Below are 23,641 nucleotides of genomic sequence, written 5' to 3' on the forward strand. Positions count from 1 at the left end.
TCAGCCTGCGACCAAGCTGTCCCTTCCCGGGGCAGCTTTTTTTTCGCGTGCGCGCCTGTGCCGCAAGCGGCGCTTCGGCGACAATGCCCCCATGAAACGATACCCTGCCCTGCTGCTCTTGCTCTGCCTGTCCCTGCCGGCCGCCGCGCAGAAGCAAGCGGCCTGCCCGTATGCCGCCTGGAAAAGCGGCTTCAAGGGCGATGCGCGGGCGCAAGCCACGTGCTTGCTGCGCCCCGTCAAGTTGTATGCGCGCCTGGGCGAGAGCGCGCCGCTGCCCGAGTTTCTTGCCGCCCGCATCGGCCAGCGCACGGGCATCGCCCCGACCCGGCTGCGCGCCTGGCTGGCACAGCAATCGATCAGCGAAGCGGACGTGGGCGGCGCCGTCGATGCACCGCTGTCGCGCGCCGTGGGCCGGCTGGCCGCGCCCATGGCCCGCTATTTCGTCATCCACGACACCAGCTACCCGAATTTCCTGCTGGAGCCCATTCCCGGCCATATCAACGACGCCAGCTGGGATTTCAACGATTTCAATTTACGTAACCCCGCGCTGGGCGGCGGTCCGAAAGGCCATGTGTACGTGAACCGCCTGGGCGGCTCCCTGGCCGTGCGCGACTTCGGCACGGCCAGCTACGCCAGCAAACTGGAGAAGGACAAGCCGTCGCTGACGGGTCTGTTCCTGCATGTGGAACTGGTGCAGCCGCGCAACTCCGTACCTGGCGGCGGCAAGGGCAACGACGGGCTGGCGCCCGATCCCGGTTTTACGCCTGCGCAATACGAGCGCCTGGCCCTGCTGTACATCGTCGCCAGCGTGCGCAAGGGCACGTGGCTGATCCCCGCCTTCCACGCCGTGCTCGATACAGGCTATGCGAATGGCCATGACGATCCGCAGAATTTTTCGCTGGAGCAATGGGATACAACCCTCGGTCATTTGAGCGCCGTCATGACCGGCGCCGACGCGCCGAATTGAACACCACCCGCACGCCGATTTGGAGGATACTTTAGCTCCCGCCGTTGCACCGCGTGGATGCCGAGCTGTCGATGGAGAGCTGCGATGACCTATGCCTCTGACCAGAAAATGCACGTGCTGGACATGCCCGCCCGTACGCGGCGCATCTTCAGCATGCGCGATGCCGTGCTGACGCAATGGGAACACGAGGTGCGCGCCAAGGTGCGCGGCGCCGACGCCCTGCTGACACCCATCTTGATCAATACCTTGCCCGCCTTCTTCGACAACCTGGCCGAAGCGCTGACACCAGGCTATCCGCGCGACAATGCCACCAGCCATACCAATGCCCCTGCCGTACACGGCAACGAACGGGCGCGCATGACCAGCTATGGCCCGGAGCAAGTGATCCAGGAATACCAGATCTTCCGCGACTGTTTCGCCGATGCGGCCCTCGACGCGGGCGTGCCGCTGCGGCGCCGAGACTGGAAGGTGATCAATGCCTCGATCGATACGGGCATCCGCGAAGCCATCCTGGAATTTACTGCCATGCATGAAAGCTTCCAGCGGCGCATCGCCGCCGGCCTGTCGCATGACATGCGCAATCCCCTCTCCGTCATGCTCAACAGCGCCCAGCTGCTGCAGCGGCGCGCGCAGCAGTTCGACGTGCCGGCCCTGGCGTCGAAAATCATCGAACACGGCAAGCGCCTCGACGACATGATCCAGGAATTGCTCGATACGCTCAGCTACCACCGGGGGCAAAAGCTGCCGCTGGTCTTGCATCGCTTCGATATCCTGCCGCTGGCGCAGCAGGTGGCCGACAGCGTGAATACGGGCCATCCGGGCAAGTGCCAGGTCACGGGCGCGTCCGTCACCGGCTGGTGGTGCGAAAATTCGCTGCGCCGCGCCCTGGAAAACCTCGTGGGCAACGCCCTCAAGTATGGCGACGACGGCCCCATCCATATCCACATCAACACCCTGCGCGAACGCATGATACTCACCGTGCACAACACGGGCAGCACCATCGCCCCGGAGCAGACCGAGCGCATCTTCGAATACCTGCGCCGCGAACACCAGGGCAGCGCGCCCGGCTGGGGCATCGGCCTGCCCTTCGTGCAAAACGTGGCGGAAAGCCACGGCGGCAGCGCGCTGGTCGACAGCGCGCCGGAAACGGGCACCACGTTTACCATCGACCTGCCCATCGATTGCCGGCCCTACGTCACGCCGGACGCCTGACCTTGCCGCCACCTGCCCCAACACCGGCATTTTCCGCGCAGTAACGCACCAATACGGTGCGGATGACGGTTTTACGCCACAAAAATGGTCATTTTTTACATACTTTCGGGTGCGCGGCACTGGCACGATTTCTGCTGAGCTATAGTCAGACACGGCTCAAGGGAAATCACAACATGGCAAATTTTTTCAATGAAATGACTGCAAATGAAGTGGGTACGGACAGCAAGGTACGTGAACACTATCGTGAATTCAGCAACTGGCTGGAGCAGCAATCCCCCGAGACCATCGCCCGCAAGCGGGCCGAAGCCGACCTGACGTTCCGCCGGGTCGGCATCACGTTCGCCGTCTACGGCGACGATGCCGGCACGGAACGCCTGATTCCGTTCGACACCATCCCGCGTATCATTCCCGCCGCCGAATGGGCACAGATGCAGACGGGCCTGGTGCAGCGCGTGCAAGCTTTGAACATGTTCATCCATGATATTTATCATGAGCAAAACATCATCAAGGCGGGCATCATTCCTGCCGAGCAAATCTACAAGAATGCCCAGTACCGCCCGGAAATGCAGGGTATTTCCGTCGCCTCCGACATTTACGCCCACATCGCCGGCGTCGACATCGTGCGCGCGGGCCAGGGCGAATTCTATGTACTGGAAGACAATCTGCGCGTGCCGTCCGGCGTGTCCTACATGCTGGAGGACCGCAAGATGATGATGCGGCTGTTCCCGGAACTGTTCGCGCGCAACCGCATCGCGCCCGTCGACCATTACCCGGACATGCTGCTCGACAACCTGCGCTCCGTCGCACCGATGGGCGTCGATGACCCCACGGTCGTCGTCATGACGCCGGGCATGTACAACTCCGCCTATTTCGAACATGCATTCCTGGCCCAGCAGATGGGCGTGGAACTGGTGGAAGGCAAGGATCTGTTCGTCAACGACAACTCGGTGTACATGCGCACGACGCGCGGCCCCAAGCGAGTCGACGTGATCTACCGCCGCGTGGACGACGATTTCCTCGACCCGCTGGCTTTCCGCTCGGACTCGTCCCTGGGCGTGCCGGGCCTGCTGTCCGTCTACCGCGCCGGCCGGGTGACCCTGGCCAACGCCATCGGCACGGGCGTGGCCGACGACAAGTCGATCTACCCGTTCGTGCCCGACATGATCAAGTTTTACCTGTCGCAGGAACCGATACTCAACAACGTGCCCACGTACCAGTGCCGCAAGAGCGCCGACTTGTCCTACGTGCTGGCGAACCTGGCGAAACTCGTCGTCAAGGAAGTGCATGGCGCGGGCGGCTACGGCATGCTGGTGGGGCCGGCCTCGAGCGCCGCGCAGATCGAGGACTTCCGCCAGCGCCTGCTGGCCAATCCGGGCGGCTACATCGCCCAGCCAACACTGGCCCTGTCCGCCTGCCCCACCTATGTCGAGGCCGGCATCGCGCCGCGCCACATCGATTTGCGTCCGTTCGTACTGTCCGGCAAGACGATTTCCATGGTGCCCGGCGGCCTGACCCGCGTCGCGCTCGGCGAAGGTTCGCTGGTGGTCAACTCGTCGCAAGGGGGCGGCACCAAGGATACCTGGGTACTGGAAGCCACATCCGTTTTTGCAGGAGAGAAAACATGCTGAGCCGCACCGCCGATCATTTGTTCTGGATGGCCCGCTACACGGAGCGGGCGGAAAACACGGCGCGCATGCTCGACGTCAACATGCAAACGGCGATGCTGCCCCAGTCCGAGCAGGACGCGGAGCAAGGCTGGCGCGCCACCCTGGGTATTTCCGAGCTGCAAAGCGCCTACGACCATAAATATGGCCGCTTCCACACGCGCGACGTGCTCGACTTCATGGTGCGCGACCCGAACAACCCGTCGTCCATCTTCGCCTGCCTGACGGGTGCGCGCGAAAACGCCCGCGCCGTGCGGGGGACTTTGACGACGGAAGTGTGGGAAATCCAGAACGCCACCTGGCTCGACATGCAGAAGCGCTTGAAAAGCAATCTGCTGGAAACGGACCCTAGCCAGTTCTTCGAATGGGTCAAGTACCGCTCGCACCTGTCGCGCGGCGTGACCCTGGGCACCATGCTCAAGGATGAGGCCATCCATTTCATCCGCCTCGGCACCTTCCTGGAACGGGCCGACAACACGGCGCGCATCCTCGACGTGAAGTTTCACGGCGCGCGCGACACGTCGAAAGACATCACCCAGCGCGATTTTTACTACTGGGCGGCCCTGCTGCGCTCCGTGTCCGGCTTCGAGATCTACCGCAAGGTCTACCGCGATGTGATCACCCCGGCACGGGTGGCGGAATTGCTGATGCTGCGCGGCGACATGCCCAGGTCGCTCCTGGCCTGCATGGATGACGTGGTGGAAAACCTCAAGCATATCCGCAACGATGTGTCGGCTGATACGGAACGGTTTGCGGGCAAATTGCACGCAGAACTAAAATTCGGCCACATCGACGACATCATGAAGGCGGGCTTGCACCTGACGCTGACGGAGTTTCTGGAAAACATCTATGACCTGGGCAACCGGGTCAGCCGCGACTTCCTCGTTCCCTTGGCGGCCTGATGCAGCTCACCATCCGCCACGAAACCCATTACGCCTACAGTGCGCCGCTGGCCTACACCATCCAGCAGCTGCACCTGACACCGCGTATCGAGCCGCAGCAGCGCGCCCTGTCCTGGCAAATCACGACGCCGGGCCAGTGCCACGCCTACACGGATGCCTACGGCAACTTGTCGCACATGCTGACGATTAACGGTAGCCATCACTCCCTGAGCCTAGTGGCGCATGGCGTGGTGGAAACCATCTACCCGCACAAGGGACGGCTGAACCTGATCGACACCTTGTCGCCCTTGCTGTTTACCATGCCGACGCCGCTGACGCAGGCCGATCCCGCCATTCTCGACCTGGCTGCCGCCAGCCTGCCGGACCGGAGCGTGACGGCGGGCACGGGCCATCTGCTGCGCCTGGCCGAGCACATCGTCGGCAAGGTCGCGTATGAAAGCGGCGCCACCATGGTCACCACCACGGCCGGCGACGCGCTGGCCCTGGGACGCGGCGTATGCCAGGACCACGCCCACCTGTTCCTGGCCTGCTGCCACGCCTGGGGCATCCCGGCCCGCTATGTGTCCGGCTATATCGATCCGGGTACGACGGGCCATGCGGCCAGCCATGCCTGGGTCGACGCATGGGTCGAAGACACGGATTTCGCGGGCTGGGTCAGCATCGACGTCACGCATGCACGGCTGATGACGGATGCGTATTGCCGCCTGGCCATCGGGCGCGATTACGATTCGGCGGCCCCCGTGCGCGGTGTGCGCCAGGGTGGCGGCACGGAAACCTTAAGAGTCGATGTGCAGATCGTGCCCGTGTAAACAGGCAGGAATGAGGCTGGCCGGGCCTTGCCAGCGGTATGCCGGGCCCGGCTGGTGTAAAATGCTTCCCCTTTTGATTTGATTTACGACGATGACTTATTGCATAGGCATGCGCCTGAACGAAGGCCTGGTCTTCCTGTCCGACTCCCGCACCAACGCCGGCGTGGACCAGGTGGGCACCTTCCGCAAGATGAGCGTGTTTGAAAACCCGGGCGACCGCATGCTGGTCCTGATGACGGCCGGCAATTTGTCGATCTCGCAGGCGATCCGCCAGATCGTTTCCGAACACGTCGATGCGGATGGGCGCAGCATCTGGAATGTGGCCAGCATGTACGATGCGGCCCGCATCGTGGGCGAAGCCGTGCGCACCGTGCACCTGCGCGAAGCGAAGGCCCTGGCCGACTGCGGCATCGATTTCAACGTCAGCATCATTCTGGGCGGCCAGATCGGCGCCGAGCGCTGCCGATTGTTCCAGGTGTATTCGGCCGGCAATTTCATCGAATCGCACGATGAAAACACGTATTTCCAGATCGGCGAAGCGAAATATGGCAAGCCCATCATCGACCGCGTCGTCAACCCGTTCACGCGCCTGGACGAGGCGGCCAAGTGCGCGCTGATCTCCATGGATTCGACTCTGCGTTCGAACATTTCCGTCGGCTTGCCGCTCGACCTGCTCGTTTACGAGACGGGCAGCCTGGCCGTCACGCGCTTTGTCACCATTGATGAAAAGAACCAGTATTTCCGCATGATCCGCGACACCTGGGGCGAACAATTGAAACAGGTGTTCGAAGGCATCGTCGACCCCGTGTGGAATGCGGCGCCCGAGACGACGACGAACGTGCTGTCGTCCGCCAATATGCACAGCAAGCCCGTGCGCGTGGCCATTCCCGAACACGTGAGCCGCGGCGGCCTGACCGTGGCACCGCTGCAATCCTTGGCGCAGCAGTTCAGCGACGACAAGCAGCATTGATCTGCCGCGCACCGCCTGCGCGCGGTGCTGGACAAGTCGCCTTTCGCGTGCTTTTATGGCAATATGGGTTGATATTTAATCCAGATTGACCTGAAAGGCAGGTAGCGCATGGACTTGATCACTTCCGCCGTCGTGGCGGCCATCGGGCATGGCGCGCCCGGCCATGCGCCCGAAGCCGTCGCCAGCCACTATGAGCGGCTCAAGCAGGCCATCGCCAAGTTCGACAGCGCCGCCGCCATCCTGGCCGCCATCGCCGCGCTGGAAGCCGAGCCTGCCAATACCCAGCTGCAACTGGCCCTGTCGGCCGCCCTGTCCAGCGCCAAAGTGCCGGACGACATGGAAACCCTGTTTGCCGCGCAAGGCTTGCTCGATGCGGTGCAGCGGCCTTTGCCCCAGGCACCCGACGTGGAAGCGGCGCCCGCCCCGGCCGATAAAAGCGCCGTCGTGTCGAATTATGCGGTAGTCAAAGTATATTTCGCCACGGACCGCCAGCGCGACGTGGGCAAGCCGCCGGCCCAGCGCTTCAGCGGCGAACGCAACATCCTGGGCGGCAATGGCCCGCTCAGCTATGGCAGCTGCGACATCAGCATCCCCCGCGACCACCGCATGGGCCAGCTGGAATCGCCGTCGCTGTGGCGCCTGGAATTTCGCGACGACCCGGCCAAGCACGTGGTGGTGCTGTCCGCCGAGGTGCAGGACCGCGACAACTTCTTTGCCGCACTCAAAACCCAGATCCGCGCCTCGGCCGATAAAAGCGCCTTTCTCTTCGTGCACGGCTACAACGTGAGTTTCGAGGATGCGGCGCGGCGCACGGGACAGATGGCCTACGACCTCGGTTTCGATGGCGCGCCCGTGTTCTACAGCTGGCCGTCGCGCGGCGGCGTGGCCGGCTACACCATCGATGAAAACAATATCGAATGGAGCACGCCCCACATGACGGCCTTCCTGGCCGACTTTCTCGCCAGCACGGAGGCGGCGCAAGTCTATCTGGTGGGCCACAGCATGGGCAGCCGTGGCCTGGCGCGGGCCGTGGCCGACTTGCTGGCCGCGCAGCCGCAGCTGGCGCAAAAGATCACGGAAATCATCCTGTCCGCACCCGATATCGACGCGGCCATCTTCAAGCACGATATCGCGCCGAAACTGGCCGGCGCGCGCAACCCCGTCACCTTGTATGCCTCGTCGCAAGACCTGGCCCTGGCCGCCTCGAAGGCCGTGCACGGCTACGCGCGCGCGGGCGACAGCGGCGCGGGCATGCTGATCGTGGCCGGCGTGGAAACCATCGACGCCACCGGGGTCGACACGAGTTTCATGAAACACACGTATTTCGCGGAAAAGCGCTCCGCCCTGTCCGACATGTTTTATCTGATACGCAACCATGTGCGCGCCGACCAGCGCTTTCTCGACCCCGTCGACACGGCGGCCGGCCGCTATTGGACGTTCAAACCGTGACGCCGTTCCATCCGGTGCGGCACGCATGCTAAGATACGGCCCAGAGGGTGGCAACGGGCACGGCGATGACGCCGCCAGCCGATCCCCCGCAAGCAGGCCTATCATGTTGACATCATCTTCTACACCGCAAGCCGAATCGCTGATCCGCAACACCAACGCCCGCGTCACCAAGACGCGCGTGAAGGTGCTCGACTTTTTAATGGCGCAAAGCCGTTCGCTGACCCACCATGAAATCCAGCAGGCGCTGTCGCAGGACAGCGATATCGATTCCGTCACCCTGTACCGGGTGCTGGAATGGCTGACGGAAAATGAACTCGTGCACCGCATCGCGGGCACCGACCAGGTATGGCGCTTCAGCGCGGGCGCCGGCCACCAGGCGCACGAGCACGCGCACTTCCAATGCACCAAATGCGCGAACGTCACCTGCTTCAATGAAGTCAAGCTGCCGCCGCCCGTGCTCTTGCCGGAAGGCTTCAGCGGCGGCGAAGTCGATTACCTGATCAAGGGCCTGTGCCCGCGCTGCAAATAGCGGTGTCACTTCAGCAGCAAGGCCAGGTGATGCTCGTCATGGAACAGCTCACCGACGCGCATCGAGCGCGGCTCCGTGCCATACGCGATAAATCCCAGCGATTCATACAGCCGCAAGGCGGCATTGTTTTCCGCATTCACGCTCAAGTGCACTTGCATGATGGCAGGGTCGCGTTCGGCCTGTTCGATGCAGGCGTTGACGAGCCGCCGCGCCACGCCCTTGCCCCGCTGCGTCACGTCGACGAACACGCCCCATAACAATGCCTTGTGCGACAACTGGCGCATCTTTTCGCGCTGCAATCCGGCAAAACCGACGAGACGATCGCCATCGAAGGCGCCAAAGCCGCGCTGAAAGGCGCCGCCGGCAATGCGCTGCGCATGTTCTTCCGGCGTACGGGCCAGCTCGTCTTCCCGCGACGAAGAAAACGAGCTGGGCGAATCGAGGATGGCGCGCAGGCGCAGCGCGCAAAAGGCGGGGGTGTCGGCTGGCGTCAGCAGGCGGATGACGATCTCGGGTGCGGGCATGGTGGAATCCGGCAGTTTTTTCCCATTATACCCACGCCTCCAGCTCAGGCACGCACGCGGCGCAAACCCAGCAAAGTCCAGCCGTACAGGGCCGCCATCAGCAGCACCATGGCCGCGCCCAGGGCCGCCGTCCAGCTTTCCGGCAGCGACCACGCGGAGTCAAACTTGCCGGCCGCCATGTATCCAGCCATCGCCACGCAGATGGCGACGATGGGCCAGCCCAGGCGGCGGCGGAAGGCGCGCACGATCTCCACCTGCCCCGTGCGCATGACTTTCGCCGTGACCCAGCCATCGAAGGTATCGGTCACGCCCATGCCGACGGCGAACACGAGGCCGGTGAGCAAGGCCGGCTGCATGCCGCCCAGCGCGACGGCCGCGTAGCCCCAGGCGGCCGCCTGCAGGGCAGTGTCGAAGACGAGGGCGAACAGCATGCCGACGAGGATGGCGGCGAGCGGTCCCGAAGCGCCCCGCAGCGCCCGCGGCAGCAGCCGGCCGCGCACCTCGGCCAGTTGCGCGCCGGCCAGCAAGCTGCGCGCATTCATGCCGGCGATGAGCAATAGCAAGGCGATGGGCAGCCATTCCAGCCAGCCGAATACTGCCTCCGACGGTGTAAATTGCTGCGACGCGACGGCGGCGACAGCGACGATGGCCAGCACGGTGACGCCATGCCCCAGCGCAAACAGCGCGCCCATCCATGGTGCCCAGCGCGGCGCGGCGGCCTGGCTGCGCAAGGTCAAGCCATCGACGGCGGCCAGGTGATCGGGTTCCAGCCCATGCCGCATGCCGAGCAGGAAAATCAGCGCCAGGGCGGGCAAGCCCGCTTCCACGCTCATGCCGCCACCTCGCTTACGCTGGCCGTCACGCAACGGTCCAGGCCGCGTATCAGCATATCCTGCGGCAAGTCGCGGCCGATAAAGATGATCTTGCTGGCGCGCGGTTCGCCGTCGCGCCACGGCGCGCCCAGCTCCGAGCCCATCAGCATGTGCACGCCCTGGAATACGGCGCGGCAATCCAGGTCGGCCACGTACAAAATGCCCTTGTAGCGCATCAGCTGGGTACCGAACAGCTGCACCACGGCATCGAGAAAATTTTCCACCTGCAGCAGATCGAGAGGCTGGGACTGGTGGTAAACGAACGATTGCACGCCATCGCCATGGCGGTGTCCCAGTTCTCCCAGGAAATCCGGCTCCAGCTCGACGATGGCGTTCAAGTTGAAGCCGCGAATATTCAGGATGTCGCGCAAGGGCACATTGCCAAAGCGCACTTTCTGTATGCTGGCGCGGCCATTGATGGCGACCAGGCGCTGGCGCAACGCGGCCAGCTCTTCCTTGCTGACCAGGTCCGTCTTCGACAACAGGATGCGGTCGGCAAAGCCCACCTGCTCCTGCGCTTCCTTGTGCGCCGTCAATTGCTGCTGCGCGTGGCGCGCATCGACCACCGTCAGGATGGCGTCGAGCATGTAGTACTCGCTGACGGAGGGCTCCGCAAAGAAGGTTTGCGCCACGGGCCCGGGCGCGGCCAGGCCCGTCGTTTCGATGATCACGTGGTCGAAGGCAATGGTTCCTGCCGCGCGCCTGGCCTGCAGTTCACCGAGGATGCGGATCAAGTCGCCTCGCACGCTGCAGCAGATGCAGCCATTGTTCATTTCCACAATCTGCTCGTCGCTATCTTGCACCAGCAAGCCATGGTCGATGCTTTCGGCGGCGAATTCGTTTTCGATCACGGCGATGCGCACGCCGTGATCGCCCTGCAATATGCGCTTGAGCAAGGTGGTTTTCCCGCTGCCGAGAAAACCCGTGATGATGGTAACGGGGATCAGTTCTGTCATAGTGCTTTCCTGTCGGTGGTTAATCTTCGAGTTCTTCCATGCGCTGCCATTGCGGGAACGGGTCGGCCAGCTTGCGCCAGGCGGCCATGCCCTGGCGCGTTTCCGTGTAGTTGAGTTGACATTTCTTCAAGTCCGCCTCGATCGCGGCTTGGTCCATGTCCTGGCCGATGAAGACGAGTTCCTGGTAGCGGTCGCCATATGTCTCGTTCCAGCCCGCGTTAACTTCCGCCAGCGAGGCCGCATCCGTTGGCCAGCGCTCCTTCGGCACGGACGCCCACCACAGGCCCACGGGTTCGATATTCATCAGCTTGCCCGCGCCGGACAGGCTGGCCACCCATTCGGGGCGGCTGGCCAGCCAGAAATATCCCTTGCTGCGCACCACGCCCTTGATCGGCTGGGCAATGTAGTCGTGCAGGCGCTGCGCGTGGAACGGCTCTTTCGCGCGATAAACAAAACTGCTGATGCCATAGGTGTCCGTTTCCGGCGTGTGGATGCCGGCCAGCTCCTGCGCCCAGCCCGGCATGCTGGCCGCCTGCTCCAGGTTGAACAGATTCGTGCCCAGGATGGCGTCGAGCGGCACGACGGACTGGTTCGTTTCGATGATGCGCGCGCCGGGATTCAACGCCTTGATGACGGCCAGCACGCGCAGGCGCTCGGCCGCATCGACCATGTCGACCTTGTTGAGGACGATGACATTGGCAAACTCGATCTGTTCCGTCAGCAAGTTGGCCAGCTGGCGGTCGTCGCCCTCGCCCGCCGTCTCGCCGCGCTGCTCCAGGCTGTCTTCGCTGTGGAAATCGTTGAGCAGGTTGGCGCAGTCGACCACGGTGACCATGCAGTCGATCTGCGCCACGTCGTTCAGGCTGTCGCCGTGCTCGTCCTCGAAGTCGAAGGTGGCGGCGACGGGCATCGGTTCGCCCACGCCCGTCGATTCGATCAACAGGTAATCGAAGCGGTCTTCCGCAGCCAGGCGCCGCACTTCCAGCAACAGATCGTCGCGCAGGGTGCAGCAGATGCAGCCGTTCGACATTTCCACGAGTTTTTCTTCCGTGCGCGACAAAGCCGCGCCGGCCGCTTCGGCACTGTCTTTCACGAGCGAGGCATCGATATTGACTTCGCTCATGTCATTGACGATGACGGCCACGCGCTTGCCTTCGCGGTTGCGCAGTATGTGGTTGAGCAAGGTGGTCTTGCCGGCGCCGAGAAAGCCGGACAGGACGGTGACGGGGAGTTTGCGCTGGGCCATGGGTATCTTTCGGATGAGCAATTAAGGGAGGCAATGGACCTTGGATTTTAAATGCAAGTCGATTGCGTTTGAATTATAATGCAGCTTAGTTGCATTTGTGCGGCAATCTTTGCCGGCCTGACTCCCGAAAGAATTCCATGCTCCACCTCGCCTCTTTGACCTATGGCTATGACCATGCCAGCCCCGTACTTGATATCGACGCCTTCCACTTGCCCGCCGGGCAGCACGCGCTGCTGCTGGGGTCGTCCGGCTCCGGCAAATCGACCTTGTTGCATTTGCTGGCGGGCATCCTGGCGCCCCAGGCGGGCCGCCTTGAGGTGGCGGGCCGGTCCCTGCCCAGCCTCACGCCGCGCCAGCGCGACAGCTGGCGCGGCCGCACCATCGGCTTGCTGCCCCAGCAACTGGCGCTGGTGCCCAGCTTGAACGTGCTCGACAATGTCTTGCTGCCCGCCTACGCCAGCGGGCAGCGGCCCGATCCGGCCCGCGCGGCCAGCCTGCTGGGCCAGTTGGGCCTGGCCAACAAGCTCGATACCTACCCATATGCTTTGAGCGGCGGCGAACGCCAGCGGGCCGCCATCGCGCGCGCCATCGTCATGCGCCCACGGCTGATCCTGGCCGACGAGCCGACGGCCAACCTCGACGACGCCGCCTGCACCGCCGTCGTGCATCTGCTGGCCAGCCAGGCTGAGCAAGTTGGCGCCTCGCTGGTGATTGCCAGCCATGACGCCAGGGTACTGGCCGCCATGCCCGACGCGCTCGTGCTGCGCCTGCCCCGCTCCAGCTCCAGAGTGGTGGCATGAACGCGGCCACCCTGGCCTGGCGCGCCCTGCGCCACAAGCCGCTGGCGTCCAGCCTGAATCTGCTGCTGGTGGCCATCGGCATCGCCATGATGACGTTCATTCTTGGCGTATCCAGCCAGCTGGAAGAACACGCCGAACGCGACGCGCAAGGCATCGACCTCGTGGTGGGCGCCAAGGGCTCGCCCTTGCAACTGATCCTGTCGTCCGTGTATCACGCCGATATTCCCACCGGTAACATCCCCGACAGCGCGCTGGCTGCGCTGGCCGCGCAGCCGCTTGTGCAATCGGCGATCCCGCTTGCGCTGGGCGACAATTTCCACGGTTTTCGCATCGCCGGCAGCACCACGGCGCTGCTCGACCATTACGGCGCGCACCTGGCACAAGGCAAGTTGTTCACGCAACCGATGCAAGCCGTGTTCGGCGCCCAGGCGGCCCGTGACACGGGCGCCACCCTCGGTGCCCGCTTTGCCGGCTCGCACGGGCTGGCGGCCGGCGGCGAAGTGCACGAGCACGCGCCCTACACGGTGACGGGCATTTTGGCGCCCACGGGCACCGTACTCGACCGATTGATCGTCACGCCCGTCGCTTCCGTGTGGCAAGTGCATGAAACGGACCCCGACGAATCAGCGGCAACTGCGCCCCATCGCGAATTGACGGCCGTGCTGGTGCAATACGCGTCGCCCCTGGCCGCCATCAGCCTGCCGCGCTGGGTCAATGGCCAGCCGCGCCTGCAGGCGGCCCAGCCCGCTTTCGAGGCGGCACGGCTGTTCAATCTGCTGGGCGTGGGCATCGATGTGTTGCGGGCGATAGCCGCCGGCGTGCTGCTGGTGGCGGCCCTGTCGCTGTTCGTGGCCCTGTATGGCGCACTGGAAGAGCGCAAGACAGACCTGGCCATCCTGCGCACCCTGGGCGCCTCGCCCGGCAAACTGCTGCGTTTGCTGCTGGCGCAAGGCTTGCTGCTGTCACTGACGGGCGCGGCGCTGGGCTGGCTGCTGGGCCATGCCGGTGTTGGCCTGCTGGAATCGATGCAGCAACTGAATCTGCAAGCGTGGCACATCGCGCCCGGCGAAGCGTGGCTGCCCGTCATTGCCGTGGCGGTGGGACTGCTGGCCGCCGCCATTCCCGCCGCGCGCGCCTACCGCACCGATATCGCCGCCACCCTGGCGCGTCCCTGAAAGGAAACGAACATGCTGAAAATCATGCTATTGAGCGTTGGACTGTTGTTGGCCGGCTCTGCCTGCGCCGCCCCCGCCGACGAACCACCGTCGTTCTTCGCTCCGTTGACGGACTTGCCCGGCGTCGTGTCGTGGAAACTGCTGGGCAAGGCCACCACGGTCAAGGCGAAAAAGGGCCGCATGGTGCCGAAATACACGCCGGAAATCAGCGCGCTCGACAATACGGACGTGAAAGTGCAAGGTTTCATGATGCCCTTGGAGCCGGGCCAAAAGCAGAAACACTTCCTGCTGACCGTCACCTCGGCCAGCTGCCCATTTTGCCTGCCGGCCGGCCCAGAAGGCGTGGTGGAGATCAAAAGCCGCACAGCCGTGAAATTCAGCTATGCGCCCTTCATCGCGCAAGGCAAGCTGAAGGTGCTGGCCAGCGACCCCATGGGCTTGTATTACCGCATGACGGACGCGGCCGTGGTGCCGCAATGACGCGCTGGCCGGCGCTATTGCTGTTGCTGGCCGGCCATGCGGCTGCCGCGCCGCTATCCTTCGACTTGGCCCGGCTCGATGGCGATGGCCAGCTAAAACTCAGCCAGTTCGAGAACCAGCCAGTGGTGCTGAACTTCTGGGCCAGCAACTGCCTGCCCTGCATCCGGGAGTTGCCGATATTGCATGCCCACGCCGCCAAGCAGCCAAAACTTCCCTTCATCGGCATCGCCATCGACACGCGGGCGGCCGCGCAAGCGTTCCTGCGGCAGCACCGGGCCAGCTATCCCCAAGCCTTGGCTTTACCCGCCTTGCTGCCCATCTTTGGCAATCAAATCAAGGGCTTGCCATACACAGTGATCCTGACTTCTCAACATCGGATCTGCACGCGGCGCCTGGGGCCCGTCGATGCAGCCTGGCTAACCAAGGCCGTGGCCGCCTGCGCGTAAGCCTGTATCCATGCGCTTAGTACGACTGTCATCGCCGCGTCACATGGCGGCGTTACAGTCGCGTCCTTTGAATCTCTGCGAGGGCGGTAATGAAAACAAATAGGGTCATGCTGGCGGCGCTGGCAAGTGCGGGTCTCGTTGCTTGCAACGGCAGTTCGAATACAGCTCCGGCCATTCCCGAGGGCACGACGGTCACCGTGGCATTGCTGGAAACCACCGATATCCACTCGAACGTGTTGAGCTATAACTACTATGCGCTGGCCGAAGACACGAGCCTGGGCCTGGAACGCACGTCGACCCTGATCCAAGCTGCGCGCGCGGAAAATCCGAACAATGTGCTGCTCGACGATGGCGACGTCATTCAGGGCACCTTGCTGGCCGACTTGCAAGCCGTTGCCGCGCCCGTACCGTGCTCCGGCACCCTGGCCGTGCATAAAGCCATGAACGCGCTGAAATACGACGCGGGCGGCATGGGCAACCATGAGTTCAACTACGGCTTGCCCTACCTGAGCCAGATCACCAACACGGATTTCGGCATTCCCGGCGTGGCCAAGCCGTCGGGCACGTGCGGCGCGCCCGCCTTCCCTTCCGTGCTGAGCAATGTCGTCGGCGTGGCCAGCGGCAAGCCCATCTTCCAGCCCTACACTGTGCTGCCCCGCGATTTCGCCGCCACGGCGCCCGATGGCAGCAAGCTGACCGTCAAAATCAATGTGGGCGTGCTGAGCTTTGTACCGCCGCAAATCCTCGAATGGGATCAAAAAGTGCTCGCTGGCAAGGTCAGCGTGACGGGTGTGCAGGAAGCGGCAAAACAGTACGTGCCGGAGTTGCGCAGCAAGGGCGCCGACCTCGTCGTGGCCCTGTCGCATGGCGGCCTGGACACGAGCGCCTACAGCCCGAAGATGGAAAACGGCAGCTATCATTTGACCACCACGGGCATCGACGCGCTGATGATCGGCCATTCCCATTTGATCTTCCCGAAAGGTAAAGAGACGGGTGCGGCCGCGCTGGACGCCTCGTTTGCCGCCTTCCCGGTCAGCGCCAAGATCGACGCCGTCAACGGCTTTGTGAACGGCGTGCCGACCGTCATGGCGCAAAGCTGGGGCCGCCGCCTGGGCATCATCAAGCTGACGATGGTGTATCAAAGCGGCAAGTGGGTAGTGCAGCCGGCCAAGACGACGGTGGAATCGCGCGGCTTCAAGTACACGGATGGCACGACTCTCGTGAAAGCCGATCCGGCCATCGCGCCTCTCGTTGCCACCGAGCACGCGGCCACCATCGCCTACGCCAAGCAGCCGCTGGGCATCAGCACGGATTTCGAGATGTCGGCCTACTTCGCGCTGGTGGGCGACGTGAGCGCCATCCAGCTGGTGAACCAGGCGCAGCTCGACTACGTGAAGAACTTCATCGCCACCAGCATGGACGCCACCTTGGCCAGCTACAAGAATATTCCCGTCATCTCGTGCAGCGCGCCGTTCAAGGCGGGCCGCAACGGACCGTCCGACTTCACGGACGTGGCCGCGGGTGCGACGCCGGCCGCACCGATCGGCTTGCAGGTGCGCAATCCGGGCGACTTGTATTTGTATAGCAATAACAATCTGCAAGCCGTCAAGATCAAGGGCTCGGACTTGAAAGCGTGGCTGGAAACGTCGGCCAAGCAATTTGCCCAGATCGACCCGGCCAGCAGCACCGAGCAGGACCTGGTGCCGACGTATGGCACGATCTATAACTATGACGTGTTCTACGCGGAAAACAATGCGATGACGTACCAGATCGACGTGACGAAAAAACCGGGCAGCCGCATCGTCAACCTCACGTACAAGGGTGCGCCCGTGGCCGACGGCGATGATTTCATCGTTGCCACCAACGACTACCGCGCCGGTGGCGGCGGCGCCGTGCCCGGCATCGACGGCAGCAAGACCATCATCAAGTCGCCCGATGCGAACCAGGCCGTCGTCAGCAACTACCTGGCGTCGCTGAGTACCAAGGGCGGCAAGGTGACCCTGGCGGCCAATGGCAGTGCGCGCAGCTGGAGCTTCGTCAAGACGGCCACGGCCGGTCCCGTGATCCTGCGCTCGGCGCCGGGCCATCTGGCGCTGGCGCAAGGCAGCGGCATCGCCAACGTGGCGGCCGAAGGCGGACTCGACGCCAGCGGTTTCGCCAAGTACCGCATCGACCTGAGCAAATAAGGTCCATGGCCGGAACCGCGGCGGTTCCGGCCTGTCTTGATGAAAGCTGATCCAGATGAAACATCCACTCTCCCTGCCCGCCGTCGTGCTGGCAACGTTCTTGACCGCCTGCCAGTCGTCGCCACCGCCCACGGCGGCGGAAATCGAAGCCGTCGCCATGCATGCGCGCCAGGCAGGCGACCACCAGGCCGAACGCCGTGTACGCAGCTGGGCCAGCAAGGACATGCCCGTCGCCGAACGCGAACTGGCGCTGATTTACCAGGCCCGGCCCGAGCGCCGCGCCGATGCCTTGAGCCTGTTCGAACAGGCGGCCCGCGCGGGCGACACGGAAGCGGCCTTCGAGTTGGGCCAGATGCTGCGCGCGGCTACGCCTGGCCAGGCGTGGCTGTGGTACCGGCAAGCGGCCCAGCAAGGCCATGCGAAGGCGGCCCTGATGCTGGGCTTGCTGGCGGCGAATGGCGAAGGCGTGCCCAAAGACCCCGTGATAGCCGCCCACTGGCTGGCCAGGTCCAGCGAACTGGGCAATCCACACGCCATGTTTTTGCTGTACAACGCCTACCGCGAAGGCCGCGGCGTGCCGCGCGACCCGGCCAAGGGCCATGCGCTGCTGGAAGAAGCGGCCCACCACGAATACCCGCCCGCCATCCAGGAACTGGCCATGACGGTGCAAGCCGACGACGCCCTGCGCGCCGGCCACCTGATGAAGGAAGCGACGGAGCACCGGCATAACAACTGGAACAAGTTTTAAAAACTGGGCAAAAGGCCAGTGGCGTGATCAAAGCCTGCCTTTATATACTTGCAACTTGCAAGCGTGCGGGAGCGGCAGCTACTCAGCGCTTATGATGCAAGGACGCCGCCTGAGCTTGCTCGGGCGGCGCGGCAAGCCATCCCGCATAAAAAAGTTTACACTGGTTTGCATTTTAGAAATTTTACTCTGGACCAGCCCCGGTGAGTGTTCATTCAACCCAGCCAGTGTTTGAGTAGCGCCGGTGCGTCCATTGCTCTGCCTAGCCATGAAAGAAAGAGTCCAATGAAAAAGCTGACCACCGCCTTTGGCGCGCCTGTTCCCGACAATCAGAACATCCAGACGGCCGGTCCACGCGGCCCCGCCCTGCTGCAAGATGTGTGGTTCCTGGAAAAGCTGGCCCACTTCGACCGCGAAGTCATCCCCGAGCGCCGCATGCATGCCAAGGGTTCCGGCGCGTACGGCACGTTTACCGTCACGCACGACATCACGCGCTACACGCGGGCGAAAATCTTCGGCGAAGTGGGCAAGAAAACGCCGATGTTCGCGCGCTTTTCCACGGTGGCCGGCGAACGGGGCGCGGCGGACGCGGAACGCGATATCCGCGGCTTTGCCCTGAAGTTCTACACGGAAGAAGGCAACTGGGACCTGGTCGGCAACAACACGCCCGTCTTCTTCATGCGCGACCCATTGAAATTTCCCGATCTGAATCACGCCATCAAGCGCGACCCGCGCACCGGCTTGCGCAGTGCCAACAGCAACTGGGATTTCTGGACCTCGCTGCCTGAAGCCCTGCACCAGGTCACGGTGGTGATGAGCGACCGTGGCTTGCCGCGCAGCTTCCGCCATATGCACGGCTTCGGCAGCCACACTTTCAGCTTCCTGAATGCGCAAAACGAGCGTTTCTGGGTCAAGTTCACCTTGAAAACCCAGCAAGGGATTCAAAACCTGACGGACGCGGAAGCCGAAGAACTGGTCGGCAAGGACCGCGAAAGCTCGCACCGCGACTTGTACGAAAGCATCGAAAACAAGGATTTCCCCCGCTGGACCCTGTACGTGCAGATCATGCCGGAAAAAGAGGCAGGCACGTATCACCTTAACCCGTTCGACCTGTCGAAAGTGTGGCCGCACGGCGACTATCCGCTGATCGAAGTGGGTGTGCTGGAACTGAACCGCAATGCCGACAACCATTTTGCGGAAGTGGAACAGGCGGCCTTCAACCCGGCCAACGTGGTGCCCGGCATCAGCTTTTCGCCGGACAAGATGCTGCAAGGCCGGCTGTTCTCATATGGCGACGCGCAGCGCTACCGACTCGGCGTCAACCACAGCCATATCCCTGTCAACGCGCCGAAATGCCCGTTCCACAGCTACCACCGTGACGGCCAGATGCGCGTCGACGGCAACATGGGCGGCACCCTAGGCTATGAACCGAACAGCGAGCAGGAATGGGCCGAGCAGCCGGACTTCCGCGAGCCGCCATTGAGCATCGAAGGCGCGGCCGACCACTGGAACCACAGAGTCGACGAGGATTACTATTCGCAGCCGCGCGCCCTGTTCCGCCTGATGACCGCGGCGCAGCAGCAAGCCTTGTTCGACAACACGGCGCGCGCCATCTCGGGCGCGTCAGAGCAAGTCAAGCAACGCCACATCGGCAACTGCACCCTGTGCGACCCCGCCTATGGCGCGGGCGTGGCCGAAGCAATCGGCCGCCTGAGCAAATAAGGCAGGCTGCAAGACTGCATGGAAGGCCTGGCAACAGGCCTTCCATCACAACGCAACGCTCCGCGGCAAGGTGTTCAGGCCCGCTTGCTGCCTACCAGCGCTGGATATCGATCTGGCCCGTGATGTTCGTTTCCACCGGATAGCCCTCGACCTGCGACGGCACGCGCCGCTTGACGGACGAGTCGCGCAGATACACGACGAGCGCTTCCTTGCCCACGGCCGTCTGCCCCACGCTGACGCCTTCCACGCCATCGATGGCCATCAGCGCCCGCTCGTTGCGCCGCTTTGCCGCTTCCAGCCGGCCCTGGGGCGCGGCAGGAGCATATTGCCCCATGCCGTGTCCAAGAGTCTCATCCGGCAAATACGGCATGGCGGCGTCCTCGAAGACGCCATAGGGCGATTGTGCGAATTTACTGTTTGACATGACCCACCCTCCTGATGCCTTCCATGATACACCCGGCCATCGTGCGCCGCAGCGCCGTTCGCCGGGCACATGGCTGCTGCCCCTCATACCATCATCATCGTGCAAAAAACAGCGTTATACAAGGACGAGGCGGCGCGACACCTGCGCCGCGCCGTCTCCTCAAGGGTTCAAGTATACAAATTGATGTCGAGCGCCACCACCACCCGCCGCATCTGGTTGGCAAAGGTGATGTTATTGCCGCCGGCAAACAGCAAACCGACGGGATTGCGCTGCTGGTTCCAGGTCCAGATGGAGGAACCGGAATCGCCGCCCGCGCTGAACGCCCCGCTCACGCCCGTGATGGCGATCTGGTCCTGGAACAGCGCGATCCTGCCGCCGCCGTAATTGACGTTGATGGTGGCGCCCAGGCCCGTGATGCGGCCCTGCGTCAATTGCGTCGTGCGGCCCGACTTGCCGACCATCATGCCCAGCGCGGGCGCCACCAGCGCATTGCTGATGCGGAAGTACGCGGGCACGCCGCCGCTCAGGTAGACCAGTTCGGGACGCACCCTGTCTGGCCAGGCCCAGCCGGTAGCGCAATCGACGAAATTGACGCCACCGCTGAAATTGATGGGCACGAAGCGCTCGAGCACGGCCACCTGGTCTTGGGGACAGCGGCCGCCGTCGATGGGGCCAGGTTGCACGATGCAGTCGTTGAAGACGCCGCCGTTGGAATTGGCCAGCACGTGATTGTTGCTAAGGATCATCAAGCGGCTGTTGCGCGGCGCGCTGCGCCCCACGGCCAGGCAGCCGATGGTGCCGGCCGTGATGCGGAAATGCCCGACCGACACGCCGCCCGGCGCGGGGCGCAAGCGGAAACGGTGCGGCTGCGCATCGATCACGCCCGTGACGACGATGTTGACGGGCACCCTGTCGCTGGACACGGCGCGCACGCCCATGGCGCCCACGATGGCGGCCTTGGCGCGGTCGACGGAAGTGGGCTCGGCCACGTACAGGGTCAGGGCCGGCAAGCCCGGCTCGCCGGACGAGCTGTCGCTGGCGCCCTCGCCCAGGCCGATGGACACGCCCTGGATATTGCCGCCGTCGCTGAAGGCATCGGCCGCGCGCACGCCGGCCGCCTGGGAGATGGACTGGCGCATGCCGTCTTCGATGCTGCGCTTGATTTCCAGCAATTCCATGCTGACACCGCTCAAGGCGTCGGGCACGTCCGAGACGGACGCGCTCTCGATCGTATTGTCGTCTTCGCCGGGGGCGGCAAATTGGCCGACGGCCTCTTCATCGTCCGCGCTTTGTCCCCTGCCGCTACCGCCAGGCGGGGCGCTGAAACCATTCTCGTTGCCAATCATCATGCTCTCCTCGTAGGTCGTTCCGAAACACCAGTGTGGGCTGGCCGCGCGGGCCGGTATTGATCTGGGTTGAACCGCGCCGACACATGGCCGCCCTGTCCCAGCGGGGGCAGCAAGGATAAAAATAGTTCCCTCGTCAAGGTTGAGCCAGATCAGGCGTGCGGGCAGAGGCAGCGCCGTATACTTGGCTGGCAGGCTGGAATTGGGTCTGCTCCACGGCAGCAACGGTATGGATGGGGGAACAATGACGAGCCCTGGTATGACACGCCAATCCGACGACGCGCCTGCGGACCAGCATGCCGGTTTTATGCACGGCATGGCGGCCTGGGCGGAAAAGCACCGCATCAGTCCATGGCGCGGCAGTTTTGCCGACTTCATCGAGCAGATCCTGCCCGGCCGCGCGGCTCTGCTGACGCGCAGCGCGCACCAGTACCTGTGGGACATGATGCGCTGGAACGGCCAGACGGACGATGCCGGACGTTTCCGCTGCCGCCTGTTCGACGACGAGCTGTTCGGCATCGACGAGGCGATCGACCGCGTCGCCGCCTACTTCAAGGCGGCCGCCGCCGGCTCCGAAGTGGGCCGGCGCATGCTGCTGTTGCTGGGCCCGCCGTCGGGCGGCAAGTCGACCATGGTGATCCTGCTCAAGCGGGGGCTGGAAGAATACAGCCACAGCAGCGAAGGCGCGCTGTACGGCATCGCCGGCTGTCCCGTGCACGAATCGCCGCTGCACCTGGTGCCGCACAGCATGCGCGCCGACTTTCGCGCCAGCTATGATGCCGAGCTGCACGGCGAACTGTGCCCCCATTGCCGCGCCCGCCTGGAAGAACAGTACGCGGGCGACTTCCTGCGCATGCCCGTCGAGCGCATCCACCTGTCCGAGGCGGGCCGCTGCGGCATCGGCACGTATGCGCCGCACGATCCCACCACGGCCGACCTGGCCGACCTCGTCGGCTCCGTCGACCTGTCGAAAGTGGCGCAGTACGGCGACGAAGGCGATCCGCGCGCCTGGTCGTGGTCGGGCGCCGTGTATGCGGCCAGCCGCGGCATGCTGGAAATGATCGAGATCCTCAAGGTCAAGCGGGAATTCCTCTACCTGCTGCTGACCCTGACGCAGGAAAAGAATGTCAAGGTGTCGCGCTTTCCCCTGATTTACCTCGACGAAACCATCCTCGCGCACACGAATCTGGCCGAATTTCGCAAATTCCTGCAAGAAAGCGAAAACGAGGCCTTGCTCGACCGCATGGTCATCGTGCAAGTGCCGTACACGCTCAATTACCGCGAAGAAGCGCGCATCTACCGCAAGCTGATCCAGGCGGCCGCGCCCGCCTTCCGCGATGTGCACCTCGATCCGCACGTGCTGCATGCGGCGGCCGTGTTTGCCATCCTCAGCCGCTTGCCTGAGGGCGACGACAAGGAAGCCGAACTGGTCAAGAAACTGCGCATATACGCCGACGAAGACGTCGACGACCTGCAGCATGCCGACATCCGCCGCGTGCGCGAACGCGACAAGGCGCCCGACGAAGGCCTGTCGGGCGTATCGCCCCGTTTCGTCATCAATGCCCTGTCGCACGCCATCATTTCCGCCCAGCGCAACAGCCTGTCCACCATGGACGTGCTGCTGGCCCTGAAAGATGGCATCGAAAGCGATGCGCGCATCGAACCGCGGCGCAAGCGCAAGTGGGTCGATTACCTGGTGCTCACACGCAAGGATTTCTATAACCGCTGGGTCAAGGCTGACGTGCACAAGGCCCTGTTCGTATCGTTCGAGCAGGAAGCGCAAGACTTGCTGAACAAATATCTCGATGAAGTCGAAGCCATGCTCGACAATCGCCAGATCCGCGATCCCATCACCAGCGAAGAACGCCGTCCCGACGAGCGCTTCCTGCGCGCAGTGGAAGAGAAAATCCACATCAGCGACTCGGGCAAGCAATCTTTCCGCCAAGAAGTGGTACGCAAGGCCATGAGCGCCTTCAAGCGGGGCGAGGCGTTTGGCCTGGGCAGCCATGCGCAATTGCACGACGCCATCCAGCAATATCTGTTCGAGCAGCGGCGCGACGTGCTGCGCCTCGTGGGCTCGGCCAAGCGGCCCGATGACGACGTGCGGGCCAGGATCTCCGCCGTCGAACAGCGCCTGGTCGACGAATATGGCTATGACGCCCACAGCGCGCGCGAAGCGCTCAACTACGTGACCACCTTGCTGGCGCAGGAATAGCC

The 23,641-nt window shown here is 63.7% G+C and carries 22 protein-coding genes; 16 read left to right on the forward strand and 6 right to left on the reverse strand.

Annotated features, from left to right (window positions below; translation table 11 throughout):
- The first annotated feature begins 91 nt into the window (after positions 1 to 91).
- The 8 genes from JAB6_RS05795 to JAB6_RS05830 all read left to right on the forward strand — a co-directional run bounded on the left by JAB6_RS05795 (position 92) and on the right by JAB6_RS05830 (position 8,502).
- The gene (locus tag JAB6_RS05795) at positions 92 to 967 is read left to right on the forward strand and encodes a hypothetical protein (protein ID WP_139143298.1); all 876 of its coding nucleotides are present in this window, start codon (positions 92 to 94) and stop codon (positions 965 to 967) included.
- An 84-nt stretch (positions 968 to 1,051) separates the two neighbouring features.
- Positions 1,052 to 2,179, forward strand: a complete 1,128-nt coding sequence (locus tag JAB6_RS05800; RefSeq protein ID WP_070301727.1) for a HAMP domain-containing sensor histidine kinase — start codon at positions 1,052 to 1,054, stop codon at positions 2,177 to 2,179.
- Between the two features lie 173 nt (positions 2,180 to 2,352).
- On the forward strand, positions 2,353 to 3,807 hold the full coding sequence (locus JAB6_RS05805; RefSeq protein WP_070301728.1) for a circularly permuted type 2 ATP-grasp protein: 1,455 nt from the start codon (positions 2,353 to 2,355) through the stop codon (positions 3,805 to 3,807).
- On the forward strand, positions 3,801 to 4,745 hold the full coding sequence (locus JAB6_RS05810) for an alpha-E domain-containing protein (RefSeq protein WP_070301729.1): 945 nt from the start codon (positions 3,801 to 3,803) through the stop codon (positions 4,743 to 4,745). The genes JAB6_RS05805 and JAB6_RS05810 overlap by 7 nt, the downstream gene beginning before the upstream one ends.
- Positions 4,745 to 5,554, forward strand: coding sequence for a transglutaminase family protein (locus tag JAB6_RS05815; RefSeq protein WP_070301730.1), 810 nt, complete (start codon positions 4,745 to 4,747; stop codon positions 5,552 to 5,554). Before JAB6_RS05810 ends, JAB6_RS05815 begins: the two co-directional genes overlap by 1 nt.
- A gap of 91 nt (positions 5,555 to 5,645) precedes the next feature.
- Positions 5,646 to 6,524 (forward strand): peptidase, encoded by an 879-nt coding sequence (locus tag JAB6_RS05820; protein WP_034748331.1) that lies wholly within the window; start codon positions 5,646 to 5,648, stop codon positions 6,522 to 6,524.
- A 108-nt stretch (positions 6,525 to 6,632) separates the two neighbouring features.
- Entirely contained in the window at positions 6,633 to 7,973 is a 1,341-nt protein-coding gene (locus JAB6_RS05825) for an alpha/beta hydrolase (protein ID WP_070301731.1), read from the forward strand.
- Positions 7,974 to 8,076: 103 nt separating this feature from the next.
- A complete protein-coding gene (locus JAB6_RS05830; protein WP_034748338.1) occupies positions 8,077 to 8,502 on the forward strand; it encodes a Fur family transcriptional regulator in 426 nt (141 codons plus the stop codon).
- Positions 8,503 to 8,507: 5 nt separating this feature from the next.
- On the opposite strand, the gene JAB6_RS05835 is transcribed toward JAB6_RS05830, so the two are convergent.
- The 4 genes from JAB6_RS05835 to zigA are packed head-to-tail and all read right to left on the reverse strand — an operon-like array spanning position 8,508 to position 12,100.
- Positions 8,508 to 9,026: a GNAT family N-acetyltransferase gene (locus JAB6_RS05835; RefSeq protein WP_070301732.1), complete on the reverse strand. Its 519-nt coding sequence runs from the start codon at positions 9,024 to 9,026 to the stop codon at positions 8,508 to 8,510.
- A 44-nt stretch (positions 9,027 to 9,070) separates the two neighbouring features.
- Positions 9,071 to 9,859 carry a hypothetical protein gene (locus JAB6_RS05840; protein ID WP_070301733.1) on the reverse strand — a complete coding sequence of 263 codons (789 nt, stop codon included), beginning with the start codon at positions 9,857 to 9,859 and terminating at the stop codon, positions 9,071 to 9,073.
- A complete protein-coding gene (locus JAB6_RS05845) occupies positions 9,856 to 10,854 on the reverse strand; it encodes a GTP-binding protein (RefSeq protein WP_070301734.1) in 999 nt (332 codons plus the stop codon). Before JAB6_RS05845 ends, JAB6_RS05840 begins: the two co-directional genes overlap by 4 nt.
- Before the next feature lie 19 nt (positions 10,855 to 10,873).
- Positions 10,874 to 12,100 carry a zinc metallochaperone GTPase ZigA gene (zigA, locus tag JAB6_RS05850; RefSeq protein WP_070301735.1) on the reverse strand — a complete coding sequence of 409 codons (1,227 nt, stop codon included), beginning with the start codon at positions 12,098 to 12,100 and terminating at the stop codon, positions 10,874 to 10,876.
- Between the two features lie 137 nt (positions 12,101 to 12,237).
- Between zigA and JAB6_RS05855 the strand changes: the two genes are divergently transcribed.
- The 7 genes from JAB6_RS05855 to JAB6_RS05885 all read left to right on the forward strand — a co-directional run bounded on the left by JAB6_RS05855 (position 12,238) and on the right by JAB6_RS05885 (position 19,654).
- Positions 12,238 to 12,900: an ABC transporter ATP-binding protein gene (locus JAB6_RS05855; RefSeq protein WP_070301736.1), complete on the forward strand. Its 663-nt coding sequence runs from the start codon at positions 12,238 to 12,240 to the stop codon at positions 12,898 to 12,900.
- Positions 12,897 to 14,075, forward strand: coding sequence for an FtsX-like permease family protein (locus tag JAB6_RS05860; RefSeq protein WP_070301737.1), 1,179 nt, complete (start codon positions 12,897 to 12,899; stop codon positions 14,073 to 14,075). Before JAB6_RS05855 ends, JAB6_RS05860 begins: the two co-directional genes overlap by 4 nt.
- A gap of 12 nt (positions 14,076 to 14,087) precedes the next feature.
- A complete protein-coding gene (locus tag JAB6_RS05865) occupies positions 14,088 to 14,555 on the forward strand; it encodes a DUF3299 domain-containing protein (RefSeq protein ID WP_034748355.1) in 468 nt (155 codons plus the stop codon).
- A complete protein-coding gene (locus JAB6_RS05870) occupies positions 14,552 to 15,001 on the forward strand; it encodes a TlpA disulfide reductase family protein (protein ID WP_070301738.1) in 450 nt (149 codons plus the stop codon). Before JAB6_RS05865 ends, JAB6_RS05870 begins: the two co-directional genes overlap by 4 nt.
- 89 nt (positions 15,002 to 15,090) lie before the next feature.
- Complete coding sequence (locus tag JAB6_RS05875; RefSeq protein WP_070301739.1) at positions 15,091 to 17,187, forward strand: bifunctional 2',3'-cyclic-nucleotide 2'-phosphodiesterase/3'-nucleotidase; 2,097 nt, start codon at positions 15,091 to 15,093, stop codon at positions 17,185 to 17,187.
- 55 nt (positions 17,188 to 17,242) lie between these two features.
- The gene (locus JAB6_RS05880; protein ID WP_083292559.1) at positions 17,243 to 17,935 is read left to right on the forward strand and encodes a tetratricopeptide repeat protein; all 693 of its coding nucleotides are present in this window, start codon (positions 17,243 to 17,245) and stop codon (positions 17,933 to 17,935) included.
- Between the two features lie 282 nt (positions 17,936 to 18,217).
- Positions 18,218 to 19,654: a catalase gene (locus JAB6_RS05885; protein ID WP_034748363.1), complete on the forward strand. Its 1,437-nt coding sequence runs from the start codon at positions 18,218 to 18,220 to the stop codon at positions 19,652 to 19,654.
- A gap of 91 nt (positions 19,655 to 19,745) precedes the next feature.
- Here the strand turns inward: JAB6_RS05885 and JAB6_RS05890 are convergent, their stop codons facing one another.
- Together JAB6_RS05890 and JAB6_RS05895 are read right to left on the reverse strand one after the other, a co-directional pair.
- Positions 19,746 to 20,078 (reverse strand): hypothetical protein, encoded by a 333-nt coding sequence (locus tag JAB6_RS05890; protein WP_139143299.1) that lies wholly within the window; start codon positions 20,076 to 20,078, stop codon positions 19,746 to 19,748.
- 167 nt (positions 20,079 to 20,245) lie between these two features.
- Positions 20,246 to 21,427, reverse strand: a complete 1,182-nt coding sequence (locus JAB6_RS05895; RefSeq protein WP_254671487.1) for a S1 family peptidase — start codon at positions 21,425 to 21,427, stop codon at positions 20,246 to 20,248.
- 256 nt (positions 21,428 to 21,683) lie between these two features.
- Here JAB6_RS05895 and JAB6_RS05900 point away from each other — a divergent pair, with 256 nt between their 5' ends.
- Entirely contained in the window at positions 21,684 to 23,639 is a 1,956-nt protein-coding gene (locus JAB6_RS05900) for a serine protein kinase (RefSeq protein WP_083292560.1), read from the forward strand.
- The last annotated feature ends 2 nt before the right edge of the window (positions 23,640 to 23,641 follow it).

It is taken from the genome of Janthinobacterium sp. HH104 (assembly GCF_001758715.1).
Lineage (GTDB): Bacteria > Pseudomonadota > Gammaproteobacteria > Burkholderiales > Burkholderiaceae_D > Janthinobacterium > Janthinobacterium aestuarii.

Coding starts and splice junctions, on each gene's coding strand:
- JAB6_RS05795 (WP_139143298.1), top strand. CDS start 92: ATGAAACGATACCCTGCCCTGCTGCTCTTGCTCTGCCTGTCCCTGCCG.
- JAB6_RS05800 (WP_070301727.1), top strand. CDS start 1,052: ATGACCTATGCCTCTGACCAGAAAATGCACGTGCTGGACATGCCCGCC.
- JAB6_RS05805 (WP_070301728.1), top strand. CDS start 2,353: ATGGCAAATTTTTTCAATGAAATGACTGCAAATGAAGTGGGTACGGAC.
- JAB6_RS05810 (WP_070301729.1), top strand. CDS start 3,801: ATGCTGAGCCGCACCGCCGATCATTTGTTCTGGATGGCCCGCTACACG.
- JAB6_RS05815 (WP_070301730.1), top strand. CDS start 4,745: ATGCAGCTCACCATCCGCCACGAAACCCATTACGCCTACAGTGCGCCG.
- JAB6_RS05820 (WP_034748331.1), top strand. CDS start 5,646: ATGACTTATTGCATAGGCATGCGCCTGAACGAAGGCCTGGTCTTCCTG.
- JAB6_RS05825 (WP_070301731.1), top strand. CDS start 6,633: ATGGACTTGATCACTTCCGCCGTCGTGGCGGCCATCGGGCATGGCGCG.
- JAB6_RS05830 (WP_034748338.1), top strand. CDS start 8,077: ATGTTGACATCATCTTCTACACCGCAAGCCGAATCGCTGATCCGCAAC.
- JAB6_RS05835 (WP_070301732.1), bottom strand. CDS start 9,026: ATGCCCGCACCCGAGATCGTCATCCGCCTGCTGACGCCAGCCGACACC.
- JAB6_RS05840 (WP_070301733.1), bottom strand. CDS start 9,859: ATGAGCGTGGAAGCGGGCTTGCCCGCCCTGGCGCTGATTTTCCTGCTC.
- JAB6_RS05845 (WP_070301734.1), bottom strand. CDS start 10,854: ATGACAGAACTGATCCCCGTTACCATCATCACGGGTTTTCTCGGCAGC.
- zigA (WP_070301735.1), bottom strand. CDS start 12,100: ATGGCCCAGCGCAAACTCCCCGTCACCGTCCTGTCCGGCTTTCTCGGC.
- JAB6_RS05855 (WP_070301736.1), top strand. CDS start 12,238: ATGCTCCACCTCGCCTCTTTGACCTATGGCTATGACCATGCCAGCCCC.
- JAB6_RS05860 (WP_070301737.1), top strand. CDS start 12,897: ATGAACGCGGCCACCCTGGCCTGGCGCGCCCTGCGCCACAAGCCGCTG.
- JAB6_RS05865 (WP_034748355.1), top strand. CDS start 14,088: ATGCTGAAAATCATGCTATTGAGCGTTGGACTGTTGTTGGCCGGCTCT.
- JAB6_RS05870 (WP_070301738.1), top strand. CDS start 14,552: ATGACGCGCTGGCCGGCGCTATTGCTGTTGCTGGCCGGCCATGCGGCT.
- JAB6_RS05875 (WP_070301739.1), top strand. CDS start 15,091: ATGAAAACAAATAGGGTCATGCTGGCGGCGCTGGCAAGTGCGGGTCTC.
- JAB6_RS05880 (WP_083292559.1), top strand. CDS start 17,243: ATGAAACATCCACTCTCCCTGCCCGCCGTCGTGCTGGCAACGTTCTTG.
- JAB6_RS05885 (WP_034748363.1), top strand. CDS start 18,218: ATGAAAAAGCTGACCACCGCCTTTGGCGCGCCTGTTCCCGACAATCAG.
- JAB6_RS05890 (WP_139143299.1), bottom strand. CDS start 20,078: ATGTCAAACAGTAAATTCGCACAATCGCCCTATGGCGTCTTCGAGGAC.
- JAB6_RS05895 (WP_254671487.1), bottom strand. CDS start 21,427: ATGATGATTGGCAACGAGAATGGTTTCAGCGCCCCGCCTGGCGGTAGC.
- JAB6_RS05900 (WP_083292560.1), top strand. CDS start 21,684: ATGACACGCCAATCCGACGACGCGCCTGCGGACCAGCATGCCGGTTTT.